The sequence below is a fragment of the Puniceibacterium sediminis genome (assembly GCF_900188035.1).
GTDB classification, from domain to species: Bacteria; Pseudomonadota; Alphaproteobacteria; order Rhodobacterales; family Rhodobacteraceae; genus Puniceibacterium; species Puniceibacterium sediminis.
Genome location: NZ_FZNN01000004.1, coordinates 141,743 through 160,783, shown reverse-complemented (window position 1 = coordinate 160,783; position 19,041 = coordinate 141,743). Strand labels below are relative to the sequence as shown.

At 60.9% G+C, this 19,041-nt stretch carries 17 protein-coding genes and 1 tRNA gene; 14 read left to right on the top strand and 4 right to left on the bottom strand.

The window, feature by feature from the left end:
- Position 1 precedes the first annotated feature (1 nt).
- On the bottom strand, positions 2–586 hold the full coding sequence (locus CHB75_RS06435; protein WP_089269824.1) for an HD domain-containing protein: 585 nt from the start codon (positions 584–586) through the stop codon (positions 2–4).
- 31 nt (positions 587–617) lie between these two features.
- Entirely contained in the window at positions 618–1,271 is a 654-nt protein-coding gene (locus tag CHB75_RS06430) for an alpha/beta hydrolase (RefSeq protein ID WP_089269713.1), read from the bottom strand.
- Positions 1,272–1,463: 192 nt separating this feature from the next.
- Here CHB75_RS06430 and iscR point away from each other — a divergent pair, with 192 nt between their 5' ends.
- The 11 genes from iscR (at position 1,464) to CHB75_RS06375 (ending at position 9,973) form a co-directional block, all read left to right on the top strand.
- Entirely contained in the window at positions 1,464–1,925 is a 462-nt protein-coding gene (iscR, locus tag CHB75_RS06425) for a Fe-S cluster assembly transcriptional regulator IscR (RefSeq protein ID WP_089269712.1), read from the top strand.
- Between the two features lie 75 nt (positions 1,926–2,000).
- A complete protein-coding gene (locus CHB75_RS06420) occupies positions 2,001–3,044 on the top strand; it encodes a cysteine desulfurase family protein (RefSeq protein WP_089269711.1) in 1,044 nt (347 codons plus the stop codon).
- A gap of 138 nt (positions 3,045–3,182) precedes the next feature.
- The gene (gene sufB / locus CHB75_RS06415; protein ID WP_089269710.1) at positions 3,183–4,736 is read left to right on the top strand and encodes a Fe-S cluster assembly protein SufB; all 1,554 of its coding nucleotides are present in this window, start codon (positions 3,183–3,185) and stop codon (positions 4,734–4,736) included.
- A gap of 113 nt (positions 4,737–4,849) precedes the next feature.
- The gene (locus tag CHB75_RS06410; protein ID WP_089269709.1) at positions 4,850–5,056 is read left to right on the top strand and encodes a hypothetical protein; all 207 of its coding nucleotides are present in this window, start codon (positions 4,850–4,852) and stop codon (positions 5,054–5,056) included.
- Positions 5,053–5,367: a heavy metal-binding domain-containing protein gene (locus CHB75_RS06405; RefSeq protein WP_089269708.1), complete on the top strand. Its 315-nt coding sequence runs from the start codon at positions 5,053–5,055 to the stop codon at positions 5,365–5,367. The genes CHB75_RS06410 and CHB75_RS06405 overlap by 4 nt, the downstream gene beginning before the upstream one ends.
- Positions 5,368–5,498: 131 nt before the next feature.
- Complete coding sequence (gene sufC / locus CHB75_RS06400; protein WP_089269707.1) at positions 5,499–6,254, top strand: Fe-S cluster assembly ATPase SufC; 756 nt, start codon at positions 5,499–5,501, stop codon at positions 6,252–6,254.
- Positions 6,254–7,534 (top strand): SufB/SufD family protein, encoded by a 1,281-nt coding sequence (locus tag CHB75_RS06395; RefSeq protein WP_089269706.1) that lies wholly within the window; start codon positions 6,254–6,256, stop codon positions 7,532–7,534. The genes sufC and CHB75_RS06395 overlap by 1 nt, the downstream gene beginning before the upstream one ends.
- A gap of 4 nt (positions 7,535–7,538) precedes the next feature.
- The gene (locus CHB75_RS06390; protein WP_089269705.1) at positions 7,539–8,036 is read left to right on the top strand and encodes a YIP1 family protein; all 498 of its coding nucleotides are present in this window, start codon (positions 7,539–7,541) and stop codon (positions 8,034–8,036) included.
- Complete coding sequence (locus CHB75_RS06385) at positions 8,033–8,623, top strand: YIP1 family protein (protein ID WP_089269704.1); 591 nt, start codon at positions 8,033–8,035, stop codon at positions 8,621–8,623. Before CHB75_RS06390 ends, CHB75_RS06385 begins: the two co-directional genes overlap by 4 nt.
- Positions 8,616–9,836 (top strand): cysteine desulfurase, encoded by a 1,221-nt coding sequence (locus CHB75_RS06380; protein ID WP_089269703.1) that lies wholly within the window; start codon positions 8,616–8,618, stop codon positions 9,834–9,836. Before CHB75_RS06385 ends, CHB75_RS06380 begins: the two co-directional genes overlap by 8 nt.
- A gap of 60 nt (positions 9,837–9,896) precedes the next feature.
- Positions 9,897–9,973, top strand: a tRNA-Arg gene (locus tag CHB75_RS06375).
- A 160-nt stretch (positions 9,974–10,133) separates the two neighbouring features.
- Here CHB75_RS06375 and purL read toward each other — a convergent pair.
- Together purL and CHB75_RS06365 are read right to left on the bottom strand one after the other, a co-directional pair.
- Positions 10,134–12,293, bottom strand: a complete 2,160-nt coding sequence (purL, locus tag CHB75_RS06370; protein WP_089269702.1) for a phosphoribosylformylglycinamidine synthase subunit PurL — start codon at positions 12,291–12,293, stop codon at positions 10,134–10,136.
- Positions 12,294–12,715: 422 nt separating this feature from the next.
- On the bottom strand, positions 12,716–13,621 hold the full coding sequence (locus CHB75_RS06365; protein ID WP_089269701.1) for a LysR family transcriptional regulator: 906 nt from the start codon (positions 13,619–13,621) through the stop codon (positions 12,716–12,718).
- A gap of 162 nt (positions 13,622–13,783) precedes the next feature.
- Between CHB75_RS06365 and CHB75_RS06360 the strand changes: the two genes are divergently transcribed.
- The 3 genes from CHB75_RS06360 to murI all read left to right on the top strand — a co-directional run bounded on the left by CHB75_RS06360 (position 13,784) and on the right by murI (position 19,022).
- Entirely contained in the window at positions 13,784–17,206 is a 3,423-nt protein-coding gene (locus tag CHB75_RS06360) for an indolepyruvate ferredoxin oxidoreductase family protein (protein ID WP_089269700.1), read from the top strand.
- A 93-nt stretch (positions 17,207–17,299) separates the two neighbouring features.
- On the top strand, positions 17,300–18,184 hold the full coding sequence (locus tag CHB75_RS06355; protein ID WP_089269699.1) for a lysophospholipid acyltransferase family protein: 885 nt from the start codon (positions 17,300–17,302) through the stop codon (positions 18,182–18,184).
- A 25-nt stretch (positions 18,185–18,209) separates the two neighbouring features.
- A complete protein-coding gene (murI, locus tag CHB75_RS06350) occupies positions 18,210–19,022 on the top strand; it encodes a glutamate racemase (protein WP_089269698.1) in 813 nt (270 codons plus the stop codon).
- The last annotated feature ends 19 nt before the right edge of the window (positions 19,023–19,041 follow it).

The following is a 19,041-nucleotide window of genomic DNA, read 5'->3' as shown; positions in this document are numbered from 1 at the left end:
GTCAGCGCATCCGTTCGAAAAAGGCCGCGACGCGCGGTTGCAGCCAATCCCAAAGCATGGGCGCCCCGTGCGCAATCTTGGAACCGACCCGCGCCACAAGCGTGTCGTACTGAACGTCATAGGAAATCCACGACCCGCCACCTGAAGCGAGGTTCTGGTTCGGCGGCTGGAACCGGTCGAGCGCTTTTGCGAATTGCGCGTCGGGGGTGACATTGCCCTCGAACTCGTCCCAGAGCGCGCGCAGGGCACGCCCCTGATCGCCGGGCAGCAGACCAAAGAGCCGCTCAGCGGCGGCGGATTCCTGTTCGGCCAGTGCGGCCGCGTCATGTTCGCCAAAGATCGGCGCGTCGCCCGCATCGATTTCAACCAGATCGTGCAAAAGCAGCATCCGGATCACCCGGTCGGTGTTCACACCTTCTGGCGCATGTTCACCCAGCACCAGCGCATAAAGCGCGACGTGCCAGCTGTGTTCCGCCGAATTTTCAGATCGTGAACCATCGGCAAGGGTCGTGGCACGGCTGACCGATTTAAGCTGGTCAGCCGTGGTCAGAAAATCCATCTGGGCAGAAATGCGATCCGAAGACATCATCCGCATCCTTTCTGACAGACAGCCGCGCTTAGCGCGTCGATTCGGTCAGTCGACGTTTCACGTAATCTGTGACCGTCCCGATCATCGTACCCATGTGCGGCTCTTCAAAGAAATGCCCGGCGCCCTCGATCTGTTCGTGGGTGACGGTGATTCCCTTTTGTTCCTTGAGCTTGCCGACCAGAGTGCGGGTATCGGCAGGCGGTGCCACGCGATCGTTCAACCCGTTGATGATCAGGCCGGAGGCGGGGCAGGGCGCAAGGAAGGAAAAGTCGTACATATTGGCGGGCGGGCTGACCGAAACAAAGCCGGTGATTTCAGGCCGACGCATGAGCAACTGCATGCCGATCCAGGCCCCGAACGAGAAGCCCGCGACCCAGCAATGCTTGGAATTGTTGTTCATCGACTGCAGGTAATCCAGCGCCGATGCCGCGTCGGACAATTCGCCGACGCCCTGATCATATTCGCCCTGGCTGCGCCCGACGCCGCGGAAATTGAACCGCAGCACGGTAAAGCCCATGTTATAAAAGGCGTAATGCAGGTTGTAGACGACCTTGTTGTTCATCGTGCCGCCGAACTGCGGATGCGGGTGCAACACGATGGCGATCGGGGCGTCGCGGTCTTTTTGGGGGTGATAGCGGCCTTCAAGGCGGCCTTCGGGTCCAGGAAAGATGACCTCGGGCATGGGGCGGGCAAGCTCCTTAACAGTGCGGGAATTCTTGACGAATTCTCTCAAGCACCTTAGAACGGTTCTAAATCCGGTTTACACCGGGATGCGCATCTGAGGCAGATAGGCTCAGTTGCGTCCAAGGTCAATCGGTCGCATTGGTGGGGGCACCATGTCATCCGGCAATCCGGATGGAAAAAGGGGGGGCTTATGAAGCTGAGTACAAAAGGTCGTTATGCGATGGCGGCGCTGGTGGATATCGCGCTGCAACCCGAGGGGGACCTCGTGACGTTGAGCGATATATCGCGGCGGCAGGATATCTCATTGCCGTATCTCGAACAGCTGTTCGTCAAACTGCGGCGGGCGGAACTGGTGGCCTCTGTGCGGGGTCCGGGGGGCGGATACCGGCTGGCGCGCAGGACACAAGAGATTCGTGTGGTCGATATCCTGGCCGCAGTGGATGAAACGGTGAATGCGATGCATCAGGGGGCCGGTGCCTCGGGCGGATTGTCGGGCAGCAAGGCGCAGTCCCTGAGCAACCGTTTGTGGCAGGGCCTGTCGGCGCATGTCTATGTGTTCCTGCACCAGACGCGGCTGTCGGATGTGGTGGAAAATGCGCTGGTGCCGTGCCCTGCGGTGCCAACGCTGTTTGCTGTGGTCGATGAGGCGTGATCGCTGATGCGACACGGGGGACGCTGTCTCTCGTGCTCTCTGGGAAATTTTTGGGCAGATGAAGGGAACGGCTGAGTGAAGCGGGTCTATCTTGACTGGAATGCGACGGCGCCTTTGCGCACCGAGGCGCGCGAGGCGATGATCGCCGCCATGGATGTGGCAGGCAATCCGTCGTCGGTGCATGCCGAAGGGCGCGCGGCCAAGTCGCTGGTCGAGGCGGCCCGGGCGCAGGTCTCGGCGGCCTTTGGCGCGGACGGCGCGGATGTGATCTTTGTCTCTGGCGCAACCGAGGCGGCGGCGCTGGCCTGTGCGGGGCGTGGATTGCTGGGCGCGGATGTCGAACATGACGCGGTTGTGGCCTGGGTTGACCCGGTGCTGCCGGTGGACCGGAACGGTGTCGTGACAGTGGCCGACCCCGGGCGTTGCGTGTTGCAGGCGGCGAATTCCGAAACCGGCGTGGTGCAGGATCTGCCCGACGGGCTGGCCATGGTCGATGCCACGCAGGTCTTTGGCAAGATGCCCTTTGCCTTCAACTGGGCGGGTTGTCAGATGGCGCTGATTTCCGCGCACAAGCTGGGCGGCCCCAAGGGAATCGGCGCGCTTGTGGTAAAGCGTGGCACCGACCTGTCGGCGCAGATTCGTGGCGGCGGGCAGGAAATGGGGCGTCGGTCGGGCACCGAAAACGTCATTGGCATCGCCGGATTTGGCGCTGCCGCAGCGGCAGCAGCACGCGATCTGGACGCCGGCGTCTGGGACGGGGTTGCCGAACTTAGAAATATTCTAGAAAAGGTTATTGAGGCTGCGGCCGGAGACACTATTTTTGTCGGGAATGAATCGCTGCGTCTGCCGAACACCTGCTGTCTGGCGGTGCCGGGCTGGAAGGGTGAGACGCAGGTGATGCAGATGGATCTGGCGGGCTTTGCCGTCAGCGCCGGAAGCGCCTGTTCCAGCGGCAAGGTGCGCGCCAGCCGCGTGTTGCGGGCGATGGGATACGACGACGCCACGGCAAGCGGTGCAATCCGCGTAAGCCTTGGCCCGGAGACGACCGAAGAAGACGTGATGCGCTTTGCCGATGTATGGCTGCGCCACTATGAAAAGTTTCGCGCGCGTGCCGCGTGACACGAGGGATTTCGCGCATGCATTGCGTGACGCACACAGGCGCGGTTGCGCCAGACAGATGAGAGTCACGCGCCGATCGCGTGACCAAAACGAAATTCGCGCGCGAACCGCGTGATTAAAAACGAAAGAGGGTCTGACATGGCAGCTTTGGACAATCCGACACCGGACACCGGTGTTATCGTCAAGGAAGGCGTCGACCAGGATACGGTCGACAAGGTTCAGCAGGTCGGCGGCAAGTACAAGTACGGCTGGAACACCGAGATCGAGATGGATTATGCCCCCAAGGGCCTGACCACCGATATCGTCAAGCTGATCTCGAAGAACAACGACGAACCCGAGTGGATGACCGAATGGCGTCTGGCGGCCTATGAACGCTGGCTGCAGATGAAGGAACCCGACTGGGCGATGGTCGACTATCCCGAGATCGATTTTCAGGACCAGTACTACTATGCCCGCCCCAAGAGCATGGCGGAAAAGCCCAAATCCCTGGATGACGTCGATCCCAAGCTGCTGGAAACCTACAAGAAGCTGGGTATCCCGCTGAAGGAACAGATGGTTCTGGCCGGGGTCGAAGGTGCCGATGCATCGCCCGCTGAGGGCAAGGAACCCGAGCGCCGGGTCGCTGTGGATGCGGTGTTCGATTCCGTTTCCGTCGGCACCACCTTCCAGAAGGAATTGCAGAAGGCCGGCGTGATCTTCTGTTCGATCTCCGAGGCGATCCGCGAACATCCCGAACTGGTGAAAAAGTACCTCGGATCGGTCGTGCCGGTGCAGGACAACTTTTATGCGACGTTGAATTCGGCCGTGTTTTCCGATGGCTCGTTCGTCTACATCCCGCCGGGCGTGCGCTGCCCGATGGAGCTGTCGACCTATTTCCGCATCAACGCGGAAAACACCGGTCAGTTCGAACGCACGCTGATCATTGCCGACAAGGGCAGCTATGTCAGCTACCTTGAGGGCTGCACCGCGCCGATGCGTGACATCAGCCAGCTGCACGCGGCCGTGGTCGAGATCATCATCGAAGAAGACGCCGAGGTGAAATACTCCACCGTTCAGAACTGGTACCCCGGAGATGAGAACGGCAAGGGCGGCATCTACAACTTTGTGACCAAGCGTGCCGATTGCCGGGGCGACCGGGCCAAGGTGATGTGGACTCAGGTCGAAACCGGGTCTGCCGTGACGTGGAAATACCCGTCCTGCATCCTGCGCGGTGATGACTCGCAAGGCGAATTCTATTCGATCGCCATCACCAACAACCATCAGCAGGCCGATACCGGCACCAAGATGATCCATCTGGGCAAGCGCACCAAGTCGCGCATCGTGTCCAAGGGCATCAGCGCGGGCGTGGCGCAGAACACCTATCGCGGGCTCGTTTCGATGCACCCCAAGGCAAAAGACAGCCGCAACTATACCCAGTGCGACAGCCTGCTGATCGGGGACAAGTGCGGCGCGCATACGGTGCCCTACATCGAGGTGCGCAACAATTCCTCGCGCGTGGAACACGAGGCGACCACCTCCAAGGTGGATGACGACCAGATGTTCTATTGCCGCCAGCGTGGCATGGGCGAAGAAGAGGCCGTCGCGCTGATCGTGAACGGCTTTGCCAAGGAAGTGCTTCAGGCGCTGCCGATGGAATTCGCGATGGAAGCACAGGCGCTTGTGGCGATCTCACTCGAAGGGTCGGTCGGCTAAGCGCCGGTCCGGCAGGGTAGGGAATTGATCATGGTAACGCTCTTGCTTTTGACGTTGGTTGGAACGGGTTTGCTGGGCGTCTATGCGCAGGCCCATCTGAAAAGGTGCAAGATATGAGCCTGCTTGGCTACCTGTTCGCGAAATCGGCGGGTGTCGGGGTTGGCATCTTTATCGGTTGCCTGATCGGCCTGAGCATCCGCAAGGGCAAGGGCCAGTCCGGCATGCTGGTGGGCGGCTCTGTGCTGCTCACCGCCGTGGTGGCGGCGGCGTTGGCGACGGCGGCCATGATGTTCTTTACCTATCTGGGATTGCCGAAATGATCCTGACCACCACGAACAGCATCGAAGGCCACCGCATCACCGCCTACAAGGGCATCGTGGTGGGCGAGGCGATCATGGGCGCAAACCTTGTGCGTGATTTCTTTGCCTCGATCACCGACATCGTCGGCGGCCGGTCCGGTGCCTATGAATCGAAACTGCAGGATGCCCGTGACACGGCCATGCGCGAGCTGGAACAGCGCGCCGCGGCCCATGGTGCCAATGCGGTTGTCGGCGTGGACTTCGACTATGAGGTGGTGGGCGACACCATGCTCATGGTTTCGGTTTCGGGCACGGCCGTTGTGATCGACTGATGGCCCGCAGAACACTTTATACCCGCCGTAAGGCGCGGATCAAAATCACCCCGCAGGCTGTTGCGCTGCGGATCATGTAATAGACGGCGCGCCCGGGCGCGCGCGCCACGAGACGGAAAAAGGACGAAAACATGTTGGAAATCAAAAACCTGCACGTGAAGCTTGAAGACGAGGATAAGCAGATCCTCAAGGGTGTGAACCTGACGGTCGAGGCCGGTAAGGTCCATGCGATCATGGGTCCGAACGGCTCGGGCAAGTCGACCCTGTCCTATGTCCTGTCGGGCCGTGACGGCTATGAGGTCACCGAGGGCGAAGCCACCCTGCTGGGCGAAGATATCCTTGAGATGGAACCGGAAGAGCGCGCCGCAGCGGGCCTGTTCCTGGCGTTCCAGTACCCGGTCGAAATCCCCGGTGTGGGCAACATGACCTTCCTGCGCACCGCCGTGAATGCTCAGCGCAAGGCGCGCGGCGAGGATGAAATGTCCTCGACCGAGTTCCTCAAGGTGATCCGCGCCAAGGCCAAGGATCTCAAGATCGACGCCGAGATGCTGAAGCGCCCGGTCAACGTCGGCTTTTCGGGCGGCGAGAAGAAGCGCAACGAAATCCTGCAGATGGCGATGCTTGAGCCCAAGATGTGCATCCTCGACGAGACAGACTCGGGGTTGGACGTCGATGCGATGAAGCTGGTGGCCGATGGCGTGAACGCCCTGCGGTCCGAGGGTCGCGGTTTCCTTGTGATCACGCACTACCAGCGCCTGCTGGACCACATCAAACCGGACGTCGTGCACATCATGTACGATGGTCGCATCATCAAGACCGGCGGCCCCGAGCTGGCGCTTGAGGTCGAAAACAACGGTTATGCAGACATTCTGGCGGAGGATGCGTAATGGCCCTGCCGCAAACAAAACAGGATCTGACGGAAGAGCGTATTGCCTCGCTTGACCTGCCATCGGGTGGCTGGGCGGATGTGGCGCGTGCCGATGCACTGGCGCGCCTGCGCATCATGGGCCTGCCGACACGGCGGGACGAATATTGGAAATACACCCGTCCCGACACGCTGACCCAGGCGGAAACGCCCAAGGCCGCAGTGTTCGAAGCCGAAGACACCCCGCTTTTCGGTGCGGTTGACCGGCTTAAGGTGGTCTTTGTCGATGGTGTGTTCGACGCCGATGCCTCCGATGATCTGACCCTTGAGGGGCTCACCATCGAACGCCTCGCGACAAGCACGGTCGATATCCACTGGGCCCGCGATCTCTATGGCAAGCTGGAAACCGACGGTCAGACCCCGGTGAACCGCCCGCTCGCCACGCTGAACACGGCCTTTGCGACGGATGGTCTGCTGATCCATGTCACGGGCAAGGTCAGCAAGCCGGTAAACCTGATTTATCACCGTAAATCAGATACTTCTGACGCGATCCTTCACCATGTGATCAAGCTGGACGCCGGTGCTGAACTGACAGTTCTGGAAAATGGCCCGGCGTCTGCGCGGTTCAACGGTGTGATGGAAGTCGACGTGGCCGACACCGCCCGTTTCCACCATGTCCGCGCGCAGGGTCGCGATCACGAAATTCGCACGGCCACGCATATCTTTGCGCGGCTTGGTACGGAATCGGCGTTCAAGAGCTTTACCCTGACGGTCAACGGCGTGATGACGCGCAACGATTGCATCATCGAACTGACCGGCAATGACGCCATTGCCCATGTGGCCGGCGCCTGCGTCGGGGACGGCGATTTTCACCATGACGACACGATCTTCATCACCCACGACGCGGTGAACTGCGAAAGCCGTCAGGTGTTCAAGAAAGTGCTGCGCAACGGTGCGACCGGCGTGTTCCAGGGCAAGATCCTGGTCAAGAAGGACGCGCAAAAGACCGACGGCTACCAGATCTCGCAAAGCCTTCTGCTGGATGGGGACAGCCAGTTCCTCGCCAAGCCCGAGCTTGAGATCTATGCCGATGACGTCGCCTGTTCGCATGGTTCGACTTCGGGCGCGATCGACGAAGAGGGTCTGTTCTACATGCGCGCGCGCGGCATCCCCGAAGGCACGGCAACCGACCTTTTGACCATCGCCTTTCTTGCCGAAGCGGTGATGGAGATCGAAGATCAGGATCTGGCGGACGAAATCAACGACCGCATCGAAGGCTGGCTCCTTCGTCGGCGCGGCTGACAGCGTGCCCGTCACACGCGATATCGCGGCCACCTACAGGGGGCCGGGCGCTGTCATGCGGCGGCTTCTGTCGCTTGGCAAACGTGAGGATCGCGCGCTTGCGATCCTCATGGCGGCTTGTGCGCTGGTCTTTGTGTCGCAATGGCCCGCGCTGTCGCGTCAGGCCTATCTCGAACAGGTCGAACTGAATTCCCTGCTGGCAGGCGCCTTGTTCGGCTGGATCTTCATCGCGCCGTTGCTGTTATATGGTCTCGCGGCGCTCAGCCATCTGATCGCCAAGGTCTTTGGCGGGCAGGGCGACTGGTACGGCGCGCGTCTGGCCCTGTTCTGGAGCCTTCTTGCGGCAACCCCGCTGATGCTGCTGAACGGCCTTGTGGCAGGCTTCATCGGCCCCGGCGCGGGTCTGAACCTTGTCGGGCTGCTCTGGTGCGCGGTCTTCCTGTGGTTCTGGGCCAGCAGCCTTTTGGCCGCCGAACGTCCGCAGGGGGCGGTGGGGGCATGAACCTGACCGCGTTCTTGCAGCTTAGCTGGAACAGTGTCGTGGCACCGCGCGACGTGGCGCGGCAGTTGATTTCCCTGCGCTTGGGCCAAGAGGCTCTCTTGCTGGCATTTGCACTGGTTGTGGTGCTGAACGCCTTGCTTTTCGGGCTCACGGTTCTTGCGACACCCACTTCGGGCGCGTCGCAATCTCTGCTCAGCAGCCCGCTGTTCTTCATGATTCTGCTTGGCGGCGCGCTGGCGATCACGATTGTGGCGCTGACCTGGGTTGGCAGGATGCTGGGCGGCGCGGGGCGGATCGAAGATATTGCCGTCCTGTTGATCTGGATGCAGGCGCTGCGCGTGCTGGTACAGATTGCCATGCTGGTACTCTTGCCGCTCAGCATGGCGTTTTCGGCAATTCTTGTGCTCGCCGCCTCGGTTGCGGGGGTCTGGATGCTGGTGCATTTCATCGACGAGGCGCATGGCTTTGGCAACCTGCTGCGCGCGCTGCTGGTGCTGATCCTTGCGGTGACGGGCACGGCGCTTGGCCTTGCTCTTTTTATGTCCCTGATTGGGGCCACGACAATGGGACTGAACGGATATGTATGACGTCACAGAAATCCGCCGGGATTTTCCGATCCTGAGCCGCAGCGTCAACGGCAAGCCGCTGGTCTATCTCGACAACGGGGCCTCGGCGCAGAAACCGCAGGTTGTGATCGACGCCATCACCAAAGGCTATGCCGAGGAATATGCCAACGTCCACCGGGGCCTGCATTTCCTGTCAAACCTCGCGACCGAAAAATACGAATCCACCCGTGGCGTCATTGCGCGGTTCCTGGGCGTCCCGGACGAAGATGAAATCGTGCTGAACAACGGCACGACCATGGGCATCAACACAGTCGCCTACGGCTGGGCCATGCCAAGGATGCAGCCGGGCGATGAAATCGTCCTGTCGGTGATGGAACACCACGCCAATATCGTGCCCTGGCATTTCCTGCGCGAACGGCAGGGCGTCGTGCTGAAATGGGTCGACGTGGACAGCACCGGATACCTTGACCCGCAGGCGGTGATCGACGCCATCGGCCCCAAGACCAAACTGGTCGCGGTCACGCATCTGTCCAACGTTCTGGGCACCGTGGTCGACGTCAAGGCAATCTGCGACGGCGCCCGTGCCAAAGGCGTGCCGGTGCTGGTGGATGGCTCTCAGGCCGCCGTGCACATGCCGGTGAACGTCAAGGACATCGGCTGCGACTTCTATGCCATCACCGGTCACAAGCTTTACGGCCCCTCCGGGTCCGGCGCGATCTATATCCGCAAGGAACGCATGGCCGAAATGCGCCCCTTCATCGGCGGCGGCGACATGATCCGCGAAGTCCACAAGGACGAGGTCAGCTGGAACGATCCACCAATGATGTTCGAGGCCGGAACACCCGGCATTGTGCAGACCATCGGTCTGGGCGTTGCGCTGGATTACATGATGGGTCTGGGGATGGACAACATCGCCGCCCATGAACGCACCCTGCGCGACTATGCGCGCACCCGGCTGGACGGGCTGAACTGGTTGCAGGTGCAGGGCACGACCGCCGACAAGGCCGCGATCTTTTCCTTCACGCTGGACGGCGCGGCCCATGCGCATGACATCTCGACCATCCTCGACAAGAAGGGCGTCGCCGTGCGGGCAGGGCAGCATTGCACCGGTCCACTGATGGATCACCTTGGCCTCAACGCAACCTGCCGGGCCTCGTTTGGCCTATATAACACGGTTGAAGAGGTCGACGTTCTGATCGATGCGCTTGAACTGGCACACGAGCTGTTTTCTTAAGTCAATTCGGTCAGTTTTGCGATTGCGAGCGGCGTCTGTTTGCCCTATGACGCCGCTTAGGCACCCGTAGCTCAGCTGGATAGAGCGCTGCCCTCCGAAGGCAGAGGCCACTGGTTCGAATCCAGTCGGGTGCACCATTATTACAACCCCTTGCGAAGTTGATGATCAGGCCGGGCACTATGCCTGTGCTGGCTGCACTCAGCTTTGGCAATCACCCAGACGCATGCAAAAACGCCCCCGGCACAGTGTACCGGGGGCGTTTTGTTTTGTGTCGCTGTTCCGGCCGGGGGGGCGTGTTCAGCCGAAGATCGCGCCAAAGCTGCCACGGTAGAGCGCCGAGAGTGCATCCAGTGGCATCTCGGATCCGCCCATCCGCACCGTGTCGCCGTGAAACTTGCCGACCGCGATGATCGGCACGCCCGCTGCCGTGGCCTTGCTCATCAGCGCTTCGGCCTCGTCAAAGGTGCAGGCCACCAGATAGCGCGCCTGATCTTCGCCGAACAGCGTCGGGGTGTCGTCCATTTCCAGCATGACGCCGACGCCCGATGCCTCGGCCATCTCGAATGCGGCCAGCGCCAGCCCGCCGTCCGACAGGTCCGTGCAGGACTGGATCAGATCGCGGTTATCGCGGATGAATTCACCGTTGCGGCGCTCAGCGGCCAGATCGACATGCGGCGCATCGCCGTCTTCGCGGTTAAACACCTCGGCCAGCAGGGCGGACTGACCCAAGTGGCCTGCCGTATCCCCGATCAGAATGGCGACATGACCATCGCGGGCATAGCCCAGGATCGGCTCTTCTCCGTCGGCAATCAGGCCAACAGCGCCAATCGTCGGGGTCGGCAGGATGCCAACGCCGTCGGTTTCATTATAAAGCGAGACATTGCCCGACACGATCGGCATATCCAGCGCGATGCAGGCCGCGCCGATGCCGCGCAGGGCGCAGACGAACTGACCCATGATCGCGGGCTTTTCCGGGTTGCCAAAGTTTAGGTTGTCGGTGGTCGCCAGCGGTTTGGCCCCAACGGCGCAAAGGTTGCGGAACGCCTCGGCCACGGCCTGTTTGCCACCCTCTTCTGGGTTGGCCTTGACGTAGCGCGGCGTCACATCGGATGTGAACGCCAGCTTTTTGCCGGTGCCATGCACACGGATCACACCCGCGCCAAAGCCCGGAATGCGGACCGTATCGGCCATGACCTGACTGTCGTATTGCTCATAAACCCAGGCGCGGGCACAGTAGTTCGGGCTGACCAGCAGCGCCTTGAGCCCGTCGAGGGCGTCAATCTGCGGCACGTCCGCCAGCGGCTCGGCGGGGGGCGTTTCCTCCCACGGGCGGTCATATTCCGGGGCATTGCCCGACAGCGCCTTGAGCGGCAGGTCGGCCATGACCTCACCATTCAGCATGACAAGGAAACGATCCTCGGCAATGGTTTCGCCGACGATGGCAAAATCCAGATCCCATTTGTCAAAGACCGCCTTGGCCTCGGCCTCTTTGGCGGGGTCCAGAACCATCAGCATGCGTTCCTGCGATTCCGACAGCATCATTTCATACGCGGTCATCGCAGTTTCGCGGCAAGGCACCTTTTCAAGGTCAAGCCGCACGCCCAGATCGCCCTTGTCGCCCATTTCAACGGCGGAACAGGTCAGGCCGGCCGCGCCCATGTCCTGAATAGAAATCACGGCGCCGGTCTGCATCAGCTCCAGCGTCGCCTCCATCAGGCACTTTTCGGTAAAGGGGTCACCAACCTGAACGGTGGGGCGTTTTTCTTCGATGCTCTCGTCGAATTCGGCAGACGCCATGGTGGCCCCGCCCACACCGTCACGGCCCGTCTTCGCACCCAGATAAACAACCGGACGGCCAACGCCACTGGCGGCGGAATAGAAAATCTTGTCCGTATCGGCCAGACCGGCGGCGAATGCGTTCACCAGACAGTTGCCGTTATAGGCCGAATGGAAACGCACTTCACCACCCACGGTGGGCACGCCGAAGGCATTGCCGTAACCGCCGACACCTTCGACCACGCCATGCACCAGGCGGCGGGTCTTGTGGTGCGCCGGTTCGCCAAAGGACAGCGAATTCATCGCCGCCACGGGCCGCGCGCCCATGGTAAAAACATCGCGCAGAATGCCGCCCACGCCGGTCGCCGCACCCTGATAGGGTTCGATGTAGGACGGGTGGTTGTGCGACTCCATCTTAAAGACCACGGCCTGACCGTCACCGATATCGACCACACCAGCATTTTCGCCGGGGCCGCAAATTACCTGCGGGCCAGTGGTGGGCAGGGTGCGCAGCCATTTCTTGGAGGACTTGTAGGAACAATGTTCGTTCCACATGGCCGAAAAGATACCAAGCTCGGTAAAGGTCGGCGTGCGCCCGATGATGTCGAGAATGCGCTGATACTCATCCGGGTTGATCCCGTGGGATGCGATCAGATCGTCGGTGATGGCCGGTTCTTGCATGAAGTCCCCCTTGGCGGTTGCGGGTTCTTTAAAACACCCGAAGAGGCTTGGAAAGGGAGCGGCGCAGTTGCGGGCCGCCTCTGGATGAATTTCTCGCAAAAAACCGGGTGTAGCGGGTGGCTTTGTGGCTGGGCGGTCTGGACCGATTTGCCGACGCACACCTCGGAAGTCGCGGCAGATTTTCGGGGCAGGTGGTTAACGATTCCCTGCGGAAAAACGTCCCGTGCCTGCCATGCCGATGGGCAAAAAAAAAGGCCGAGCTAAATAGCTCGGCCGAAGTCCAACAGGGAGGTATGCAGATGATGCGCTGGTGGGCGCTTCAAACTACATAAGGATGAATTAATAGCCGCCTTGTGAACGATCAAGTCTATTCGTGTCGCAGGCGCAGCATTACGGTTATGCGTGTGGTGCATACCACAGTGTCAAACCTGCCCCATGGATTTGAGATGCTTGCGGTGGGCAAAGATCTCTTCCTGCACAAAGTCGCGGAACGCCGCGATCCGTTTGGACTGCCGCAGCTCTTCGGGGTAGGCCAGAAACACCGGAACTTCGCCGGATTCCAGATCGGGCAGCACGCGCACGGCGCTTGGGAAATCCTCGATGATATAGTCAGGCAACACGCCGATCCCCAGATGCGAGATGACAGCCTGCAACACGCCGAAATAGTTGTTCACCGTCAGGGTCGAGCGGATGTCGTAGGTCATCAGCTCCTGCACAAGGCTCAGGCCGGCCATCACCTGCGCGGACCGCGTGTTCTGGCAGATCAGGCGGTGTTTGGCCATATCCTCAAGCGTTTCGGGCGTCCCATGTTCCGCCAGATATTCGGGCGAAGCATAGAGCCGCATCCGGATCTGCATCAGCCGTTTGCGGATCAGATCGGCCTGAGACGGCTCCTTCATCCGGATTGCCACATCGGCCTCTCGCATGGGCAGGTCAAGAACCCGTTCTTCCAGCATCAGATCGATGTTAAGGTCGGGATACTTCTCATAGAGTTTGGGCAGCCGCGGGGCGAGCCACAAAGACCCGAAACCGGTGGTCGTGGTCACCCGCAACTCGCCAAACACCTCTTCTTCGCTGTCGCGGATCCGCGCGGTGGCAGAATCGATCCGCTTGAGCATCGAAGACGTCGCATCGAACAACAGCTCACCCTGTTCGGTCAGAATCAGGCCCCGTGCATGACGGTGAAACAACGTAGTGTTGAGTGATTCTTCCAGCGATCTGATCTGACGCGAAACAGCGGACTGTGACAGGTGCAGTGAGTCGCCGGCATGGGTCAGGCTGCCGGCGTCGGCGACTGCGTGAAATATTCTGAGTTTATCCCAGTCCATGTAATCAACTTTCTGTTGCTCAGATCCTAATACACGAAACAGCTGCACCTTTAAGGCTAACGTGATGTAAATTTCGTTACCTTGGGAGAAAAGGCTATTCAGGTCAGCTTTTGTGACCTAAAATACAGGCAGGCACGATCATTGAACGACGGGAGACGTTAGATGAGCACCCACCAAATCACACTGAACGACCGCTTTGACCTTACCAAGGATCAGGTGCTGCTGAACGGCACACAGGCGCTTGTCCGCCTGATGCTGATCCAGAAGGCGCGCGATCGTGCCGCGGGGCTGAACACCGCCGGCTATGTGACCGGCTATCGCGGATCACCGCTTGGCGCGGTCGACATGCAGATGAACCGCGCGGCCAAATGGCTGACCGCCGCCGATGTCCTGTTCAAGGAAGGCCTGAACGAGGATCTGGCCGCGACCGCCCTCTGGGGCGCGCAACAGGCCGAACTGCGGGGCGAGGGCAAATATGACGGCGTGTTTGGCCTCTGGTACGGCAAAGGTCCCGGTGTGGATCGTTCCGGCGATGTGATGCGCCACGCCAATATGGCCGGATCGTCGAAACATGGCGGCGTGATCATGGCCATGGGCGACGACCATACCGGCGAATCCTCGACCGTGCTGCATCAATCCGAATGGGCGATGGTCGATGCCTATATGCCCGTGGTGTCGCCGGCCGGCGTGCAGGAAATCCTCGACTATGGTGTCTACGCTTTTGCGCTGTCGCGGTTTTCCGGTCTCTGGGTCGGCCTCAAGACGATGAAGGACACGGTCGAGGCGACATCGGTCGTCGATGGCCGCCCCGACCGGATGCAGCTGCTCCTGCCGGACTTCGACATGCCCGAGGGCGGCCTGAACATCCGTCTGGGCGACACGCCCCATGCCCAGGAGGCGCGGATGATCGACCACAAACGCTTCGCCGCCGAGGCGTTTTCCCGCATCAACGGCATGGACAAACGCATCTGGGGCAAACCCGGCGCCAGGATCGGCTTTGTCGCGGCCGGCAAGAACTGGCTTGATCTGGTGCATGCCATGTCGCTGCTGGGCCTCGACGCGGATGAAGCCGAGCGCCTTGGCATCACCACCTACAAGATCGGGCAGACCTTTCCGCTGGACATGCAGGGCTTTCACGACTGGGCCGAAGGGCTCGACCTGATCGTCGTGGTCGAAGAAAAGCGCAAGCTGATCGAGGTGCAGATCAAGGAGGCGATCTTCAACGACCGCCGTGGCCGCCGTGTCTATGGCTGGCACAAGGGCGGCGGCGCGGGCTCGATGCACGGTCCGGAACTCTTCCCGACACGCGGCGCGCTTGACCCGATCCTGATTGCCGAAAAACTGGGCGAGATCCTGATAGAAGAGGGGCGCGGCACCGATCGTGTCAAGGCGGGCATGGATATGCTCGACCGTGCGCGCCGCGCCGACAACGCCACCGAAATCGCGGCCCGGCTACCGTATTTCTGTTCCGGCTGTCCGCACAACACCTCGACAAAGGTGCCCGAAGGGTCGCGCGCCTATGCCGGCATCGGCTGTCACTATATGGTGCAATGGATGGACCGCGAAACCACCGGGTTCACTCATATGGGTGGTGAAGGCGCGAACTGGATCGGAGAGGCACCGTTTTCCACACGCGGCCATGTGTTCCAGAACCTTGGCGATGGCACCTACAACCACTCCGGCGTCCAGGCGATCCGCGCGGCGCTGCTGGCGGGCACGACGATCACCTACAAGATCCTGTATAATGACGCCGTGGCGATGACCGGCGGGCAAAAGAACGACGGCGGTCTGACCGCGCCCCAGATCGCGCGCGAACTGGTGGCCATGGGGGTCAAAAACGTCGCCGTCGTCTATGATGAGAAAGAGAATGTTGACCTGTCGGACTACCCCACAGGCGTCGAAACCCATACGCGCAGCCATATGGTTTCCATACAGAATACATACGCAAACCATACGGGCGTTTCGGCCATCATCTACGTCCAGACCTGCGCTGCGGAAAAGCGGCGTCGCCGCAAGCGCGGCCAGTTCCCGGACCCCGACAAACGGGTGTTCATCAACACCGACGTCTGCGAAGGCTGCGGCGATTGCGGGGTGCAATCCAACTGCGTCTCCATCGTCCCGGTCGAAACTGAGCTGGGCCGAAAGCGGGCCATTGATCAGTCTTCCTGTAACAAGGATTTCTCTTGCTTGTCAGGGTTTTGCCCGTCGTTCTTGACGTTGGAAGGCGCGGTATTGCGCAAGGGCGGCACAACGCAATTGCAACTGCCGGACCTGCCTGAACCTGTGCTGCCTGTGATCGACGGCACCTGGAATGTGGTGGTGACCGGCGTCGGCGGCACCGGCGTCGTGACCATCGGCGCGGTGCTGGCACAGGCGGCGCAGATCGACGGCAAGGGCGCTGGCATGATGGAAATGGCCGGCCTCGCCCAAAAAGGCGGCGCCGTGCACATCCATTGCCGTCTGGCCGAAAAGCCCTCTGATATCAGTGCAATACGGGTCGCAACGGGGGAGTGCGACGCGCTGATCGGCGGCGATCTCGTGGTTTCGGCCGGGGCAAAAACGCTCGGTCTGATGCGCACCGGCCAGACCGGCGGCGTCGTCAACAGTCACGAAATCATCACCGGTGAATTCACGAGAAATACGGAATTTGCGTTGCCTTTGGACCGGTTACAGATCGCTCTTGAAGCAAAACTACAGGACCGGTTGATCATGTTTGACGCCTCGGAACTCGCCCGGACGACGATGGGGGATTCCATATTCTCGAACATGATGATCCTTGGCGCTGCCTGGCAGCGTGGCCTCGTGCCCCTGTCCAAATCCGCGCTGGTGGCCGCGATAGAACTCAACGGCGCAGCGGTGGAAAAGAACCTGCGCGCGTTTGAGATCGGCCGCTGGGCCGCGCTGCATGGCGATGACGCCGCGCGGCTGAGCGCGCCGAAAGTGGTGGCCTTGCCCAAGACGCCTGAGGAAAAGATCGCCTATCGTGCGGCCCACCTACTAGAATATCAGGGTAAGCGACTGGCGAAGCGTTATCGGCGGCTGGTGGACGGAATCGATGATCCGCGGCTCAAAGAGGCCGTGGCAAAAGGCTATCATAAGCTGTTGTCTCACAAGGATGAATACGAAGTCGCCCGCTTGCTTTTGCAAAGCCAACAGAAGGCGGCGGAGCAGTTCGAGGACGGCTTCAAGATGACCTTCAACCTAGCGCCGCCGCTGCTGAGCAAGATCGGCCCGGACGGCCGCCCGCAGAAAAGGGCATTTGGGCAGGGGATGCTACGCGGCTTTTCCATTCTCCGTCGGCTGAAGTTTCTGCGCGGAACACCGCTGGACCCATTCGGGCGCACAGAAGAACGTCGGATGGAGCGTGCCTTGATCCGCGAATACGAAACGGACATGGCCGAGGTTCTGCCAAAGCTGACACCTGCAACACGTGACGCGATTGTGGCGCTGGCTGAGTTACCCTTGCAGATCAAAGGGTTCGGGCCGGTAAAGCAGGCCAATGCGTTAAAGGCCGCCAAGCGACGCGAAGAGCTTCTGGCATTGATCCGCACGGGCGGAACGCCCGTTGCAAAGGCAGCGGAATGAGCCGTCACACAGGATTTACGCAATTGTTACACTGTCTGGCGAGAACATCCGAACGGCGCTAGACAGGCGCAGATTTCGCAAGGATTCGTCAAAATGCAGGCGACGCGCCAGATTGCCCGGGACATCAGCTATTCCTTCTCAGCAAGCACCCGGGGCGGCCGCGCCCTCATCCGGCTGATGGAAAATGCCACCGGCCGTATCAGCCTGATCAGGCGGGCCCGGGGTTATGAACGCGAGGTGGCCGAAGGACGCGATTTCTGGCAGGTGATGGTGGACCGCTACGGCCTCAAGCTTGAGGTCATCGGCGGCGATCTGGCCGATATTCCCGTAACCGGACCGCTGATCGTCATTGCGAACCATCCCTACGGTATCCTTGACGGGCTGATGTTGGGCCACATCCTGTCGGTGGTGCGCGGCGATTTTCGCATTCTGGCGCACCGGATCTTTCGCAAGGCCGAGGATCTGGAACGCGTGATCCTGCCGGTGTCGTTTGATGAGACGAAAGAGGCCGTGGCGCTGAACCTCGAAACCCGCAAAGAGGCGCTGCGCTATCTGGCGGATGGCGGCGCAGTCGGCATTTTCCCCGGTGGCACGGTATCAACATCCCTGAAACCGTTTTCGCAACCCATGGATCCCGGCTGGCGCAGCTTTACCGCCAAGATGGTGGCCAAAAGCGGTGCGACAGTGGTGCCGATCTATTTCGACGGCCATACCAGCCGGTTGTTCCAACTGGCGAGCCACGTGCACAGCACGCTGCGCATGGGGCTTCTGATCAAGGAATTCCGCAAACGCGTCGACACACCGGTGCGTGTCGTCATCGGGCGGCCAATTCCGGCCGAGGCGTTGCAGGTCCATGCGAAAGACCCGCGCGCGATGATGGATTTCCTGCGAAAAGCCACATATGAACTTAGCCCAAGCCCAATCGCCTCGTATGACTATGGTTTCGAGTTCGAGGAACGGCACAAGATCAAGGCCTGAGAGCCTGCGAGCAGAGGAATTTGTGATGGCGGTTGGGGTATTCGATTCGGGGCTGGGTGGCCTCACGGTTCTGGACGCGGTGTCCAGGCGTCTGCCGGATGTGCCCTTTGTTTACCTCGCTGACAGCAAGAACGCGCCTTACGGCGTGCGCGATGCCGATGACATCTATGAACTGACATGCGCGGCAGTTGAACGGCTTTGGGCCGCGGGCTGCGATCTGGTCATTCTGGCGTGCAACACCGCCTCGGCCGCGGCATTGCGGCGGATGCAGGAAAGCTGGATCCCGCGTGACAAACGTGTGCTTGGCGTTTTCGTGCCCCTGATCGAGGCCATGACCGAACGGCAGTGGGGCGACAATTCCCCCCCGCGTGAAGTGGCTGTCAAACATGTGGCGCTGTTCGCAACGCCCGCGACCGTGCGCAGTCGGGCGTTCCAGCGGGAACTGGCCTTCCGTGCCATCGGCGTCGATGTAGAGGCGCAGGCCTGCGGTGGCGTGGTCGATGCCATCGAAGACGGCGACATGATCCTCGCCGAGGCGCTGGTACGCAGCCACGTGGATGCCCTGATGCGCAAGATGCCTAACCCTCAGGCCGCGATTCTGGGCTGCACGCATTATCCCCTGATGCAGGAGGTGTTCCAGGAGGCTCTGGGGGCGGATGTGAGCGTTTACAGCCAGGCAAATCTGGTTGCTGACTCGTTGGCGGATTATCTGGAACGTCATCCGGCGATGCTGGGGGCAGGGATGGAATCGAAATTCCTGACGACGGGCGATCCGCGCAGGGTGTCGGACCGGGCGACACAGTTCCTGCGACGAAAGATCGTGTTCGAGCAGGCTTGATCAACGGCCGAGACAGGGT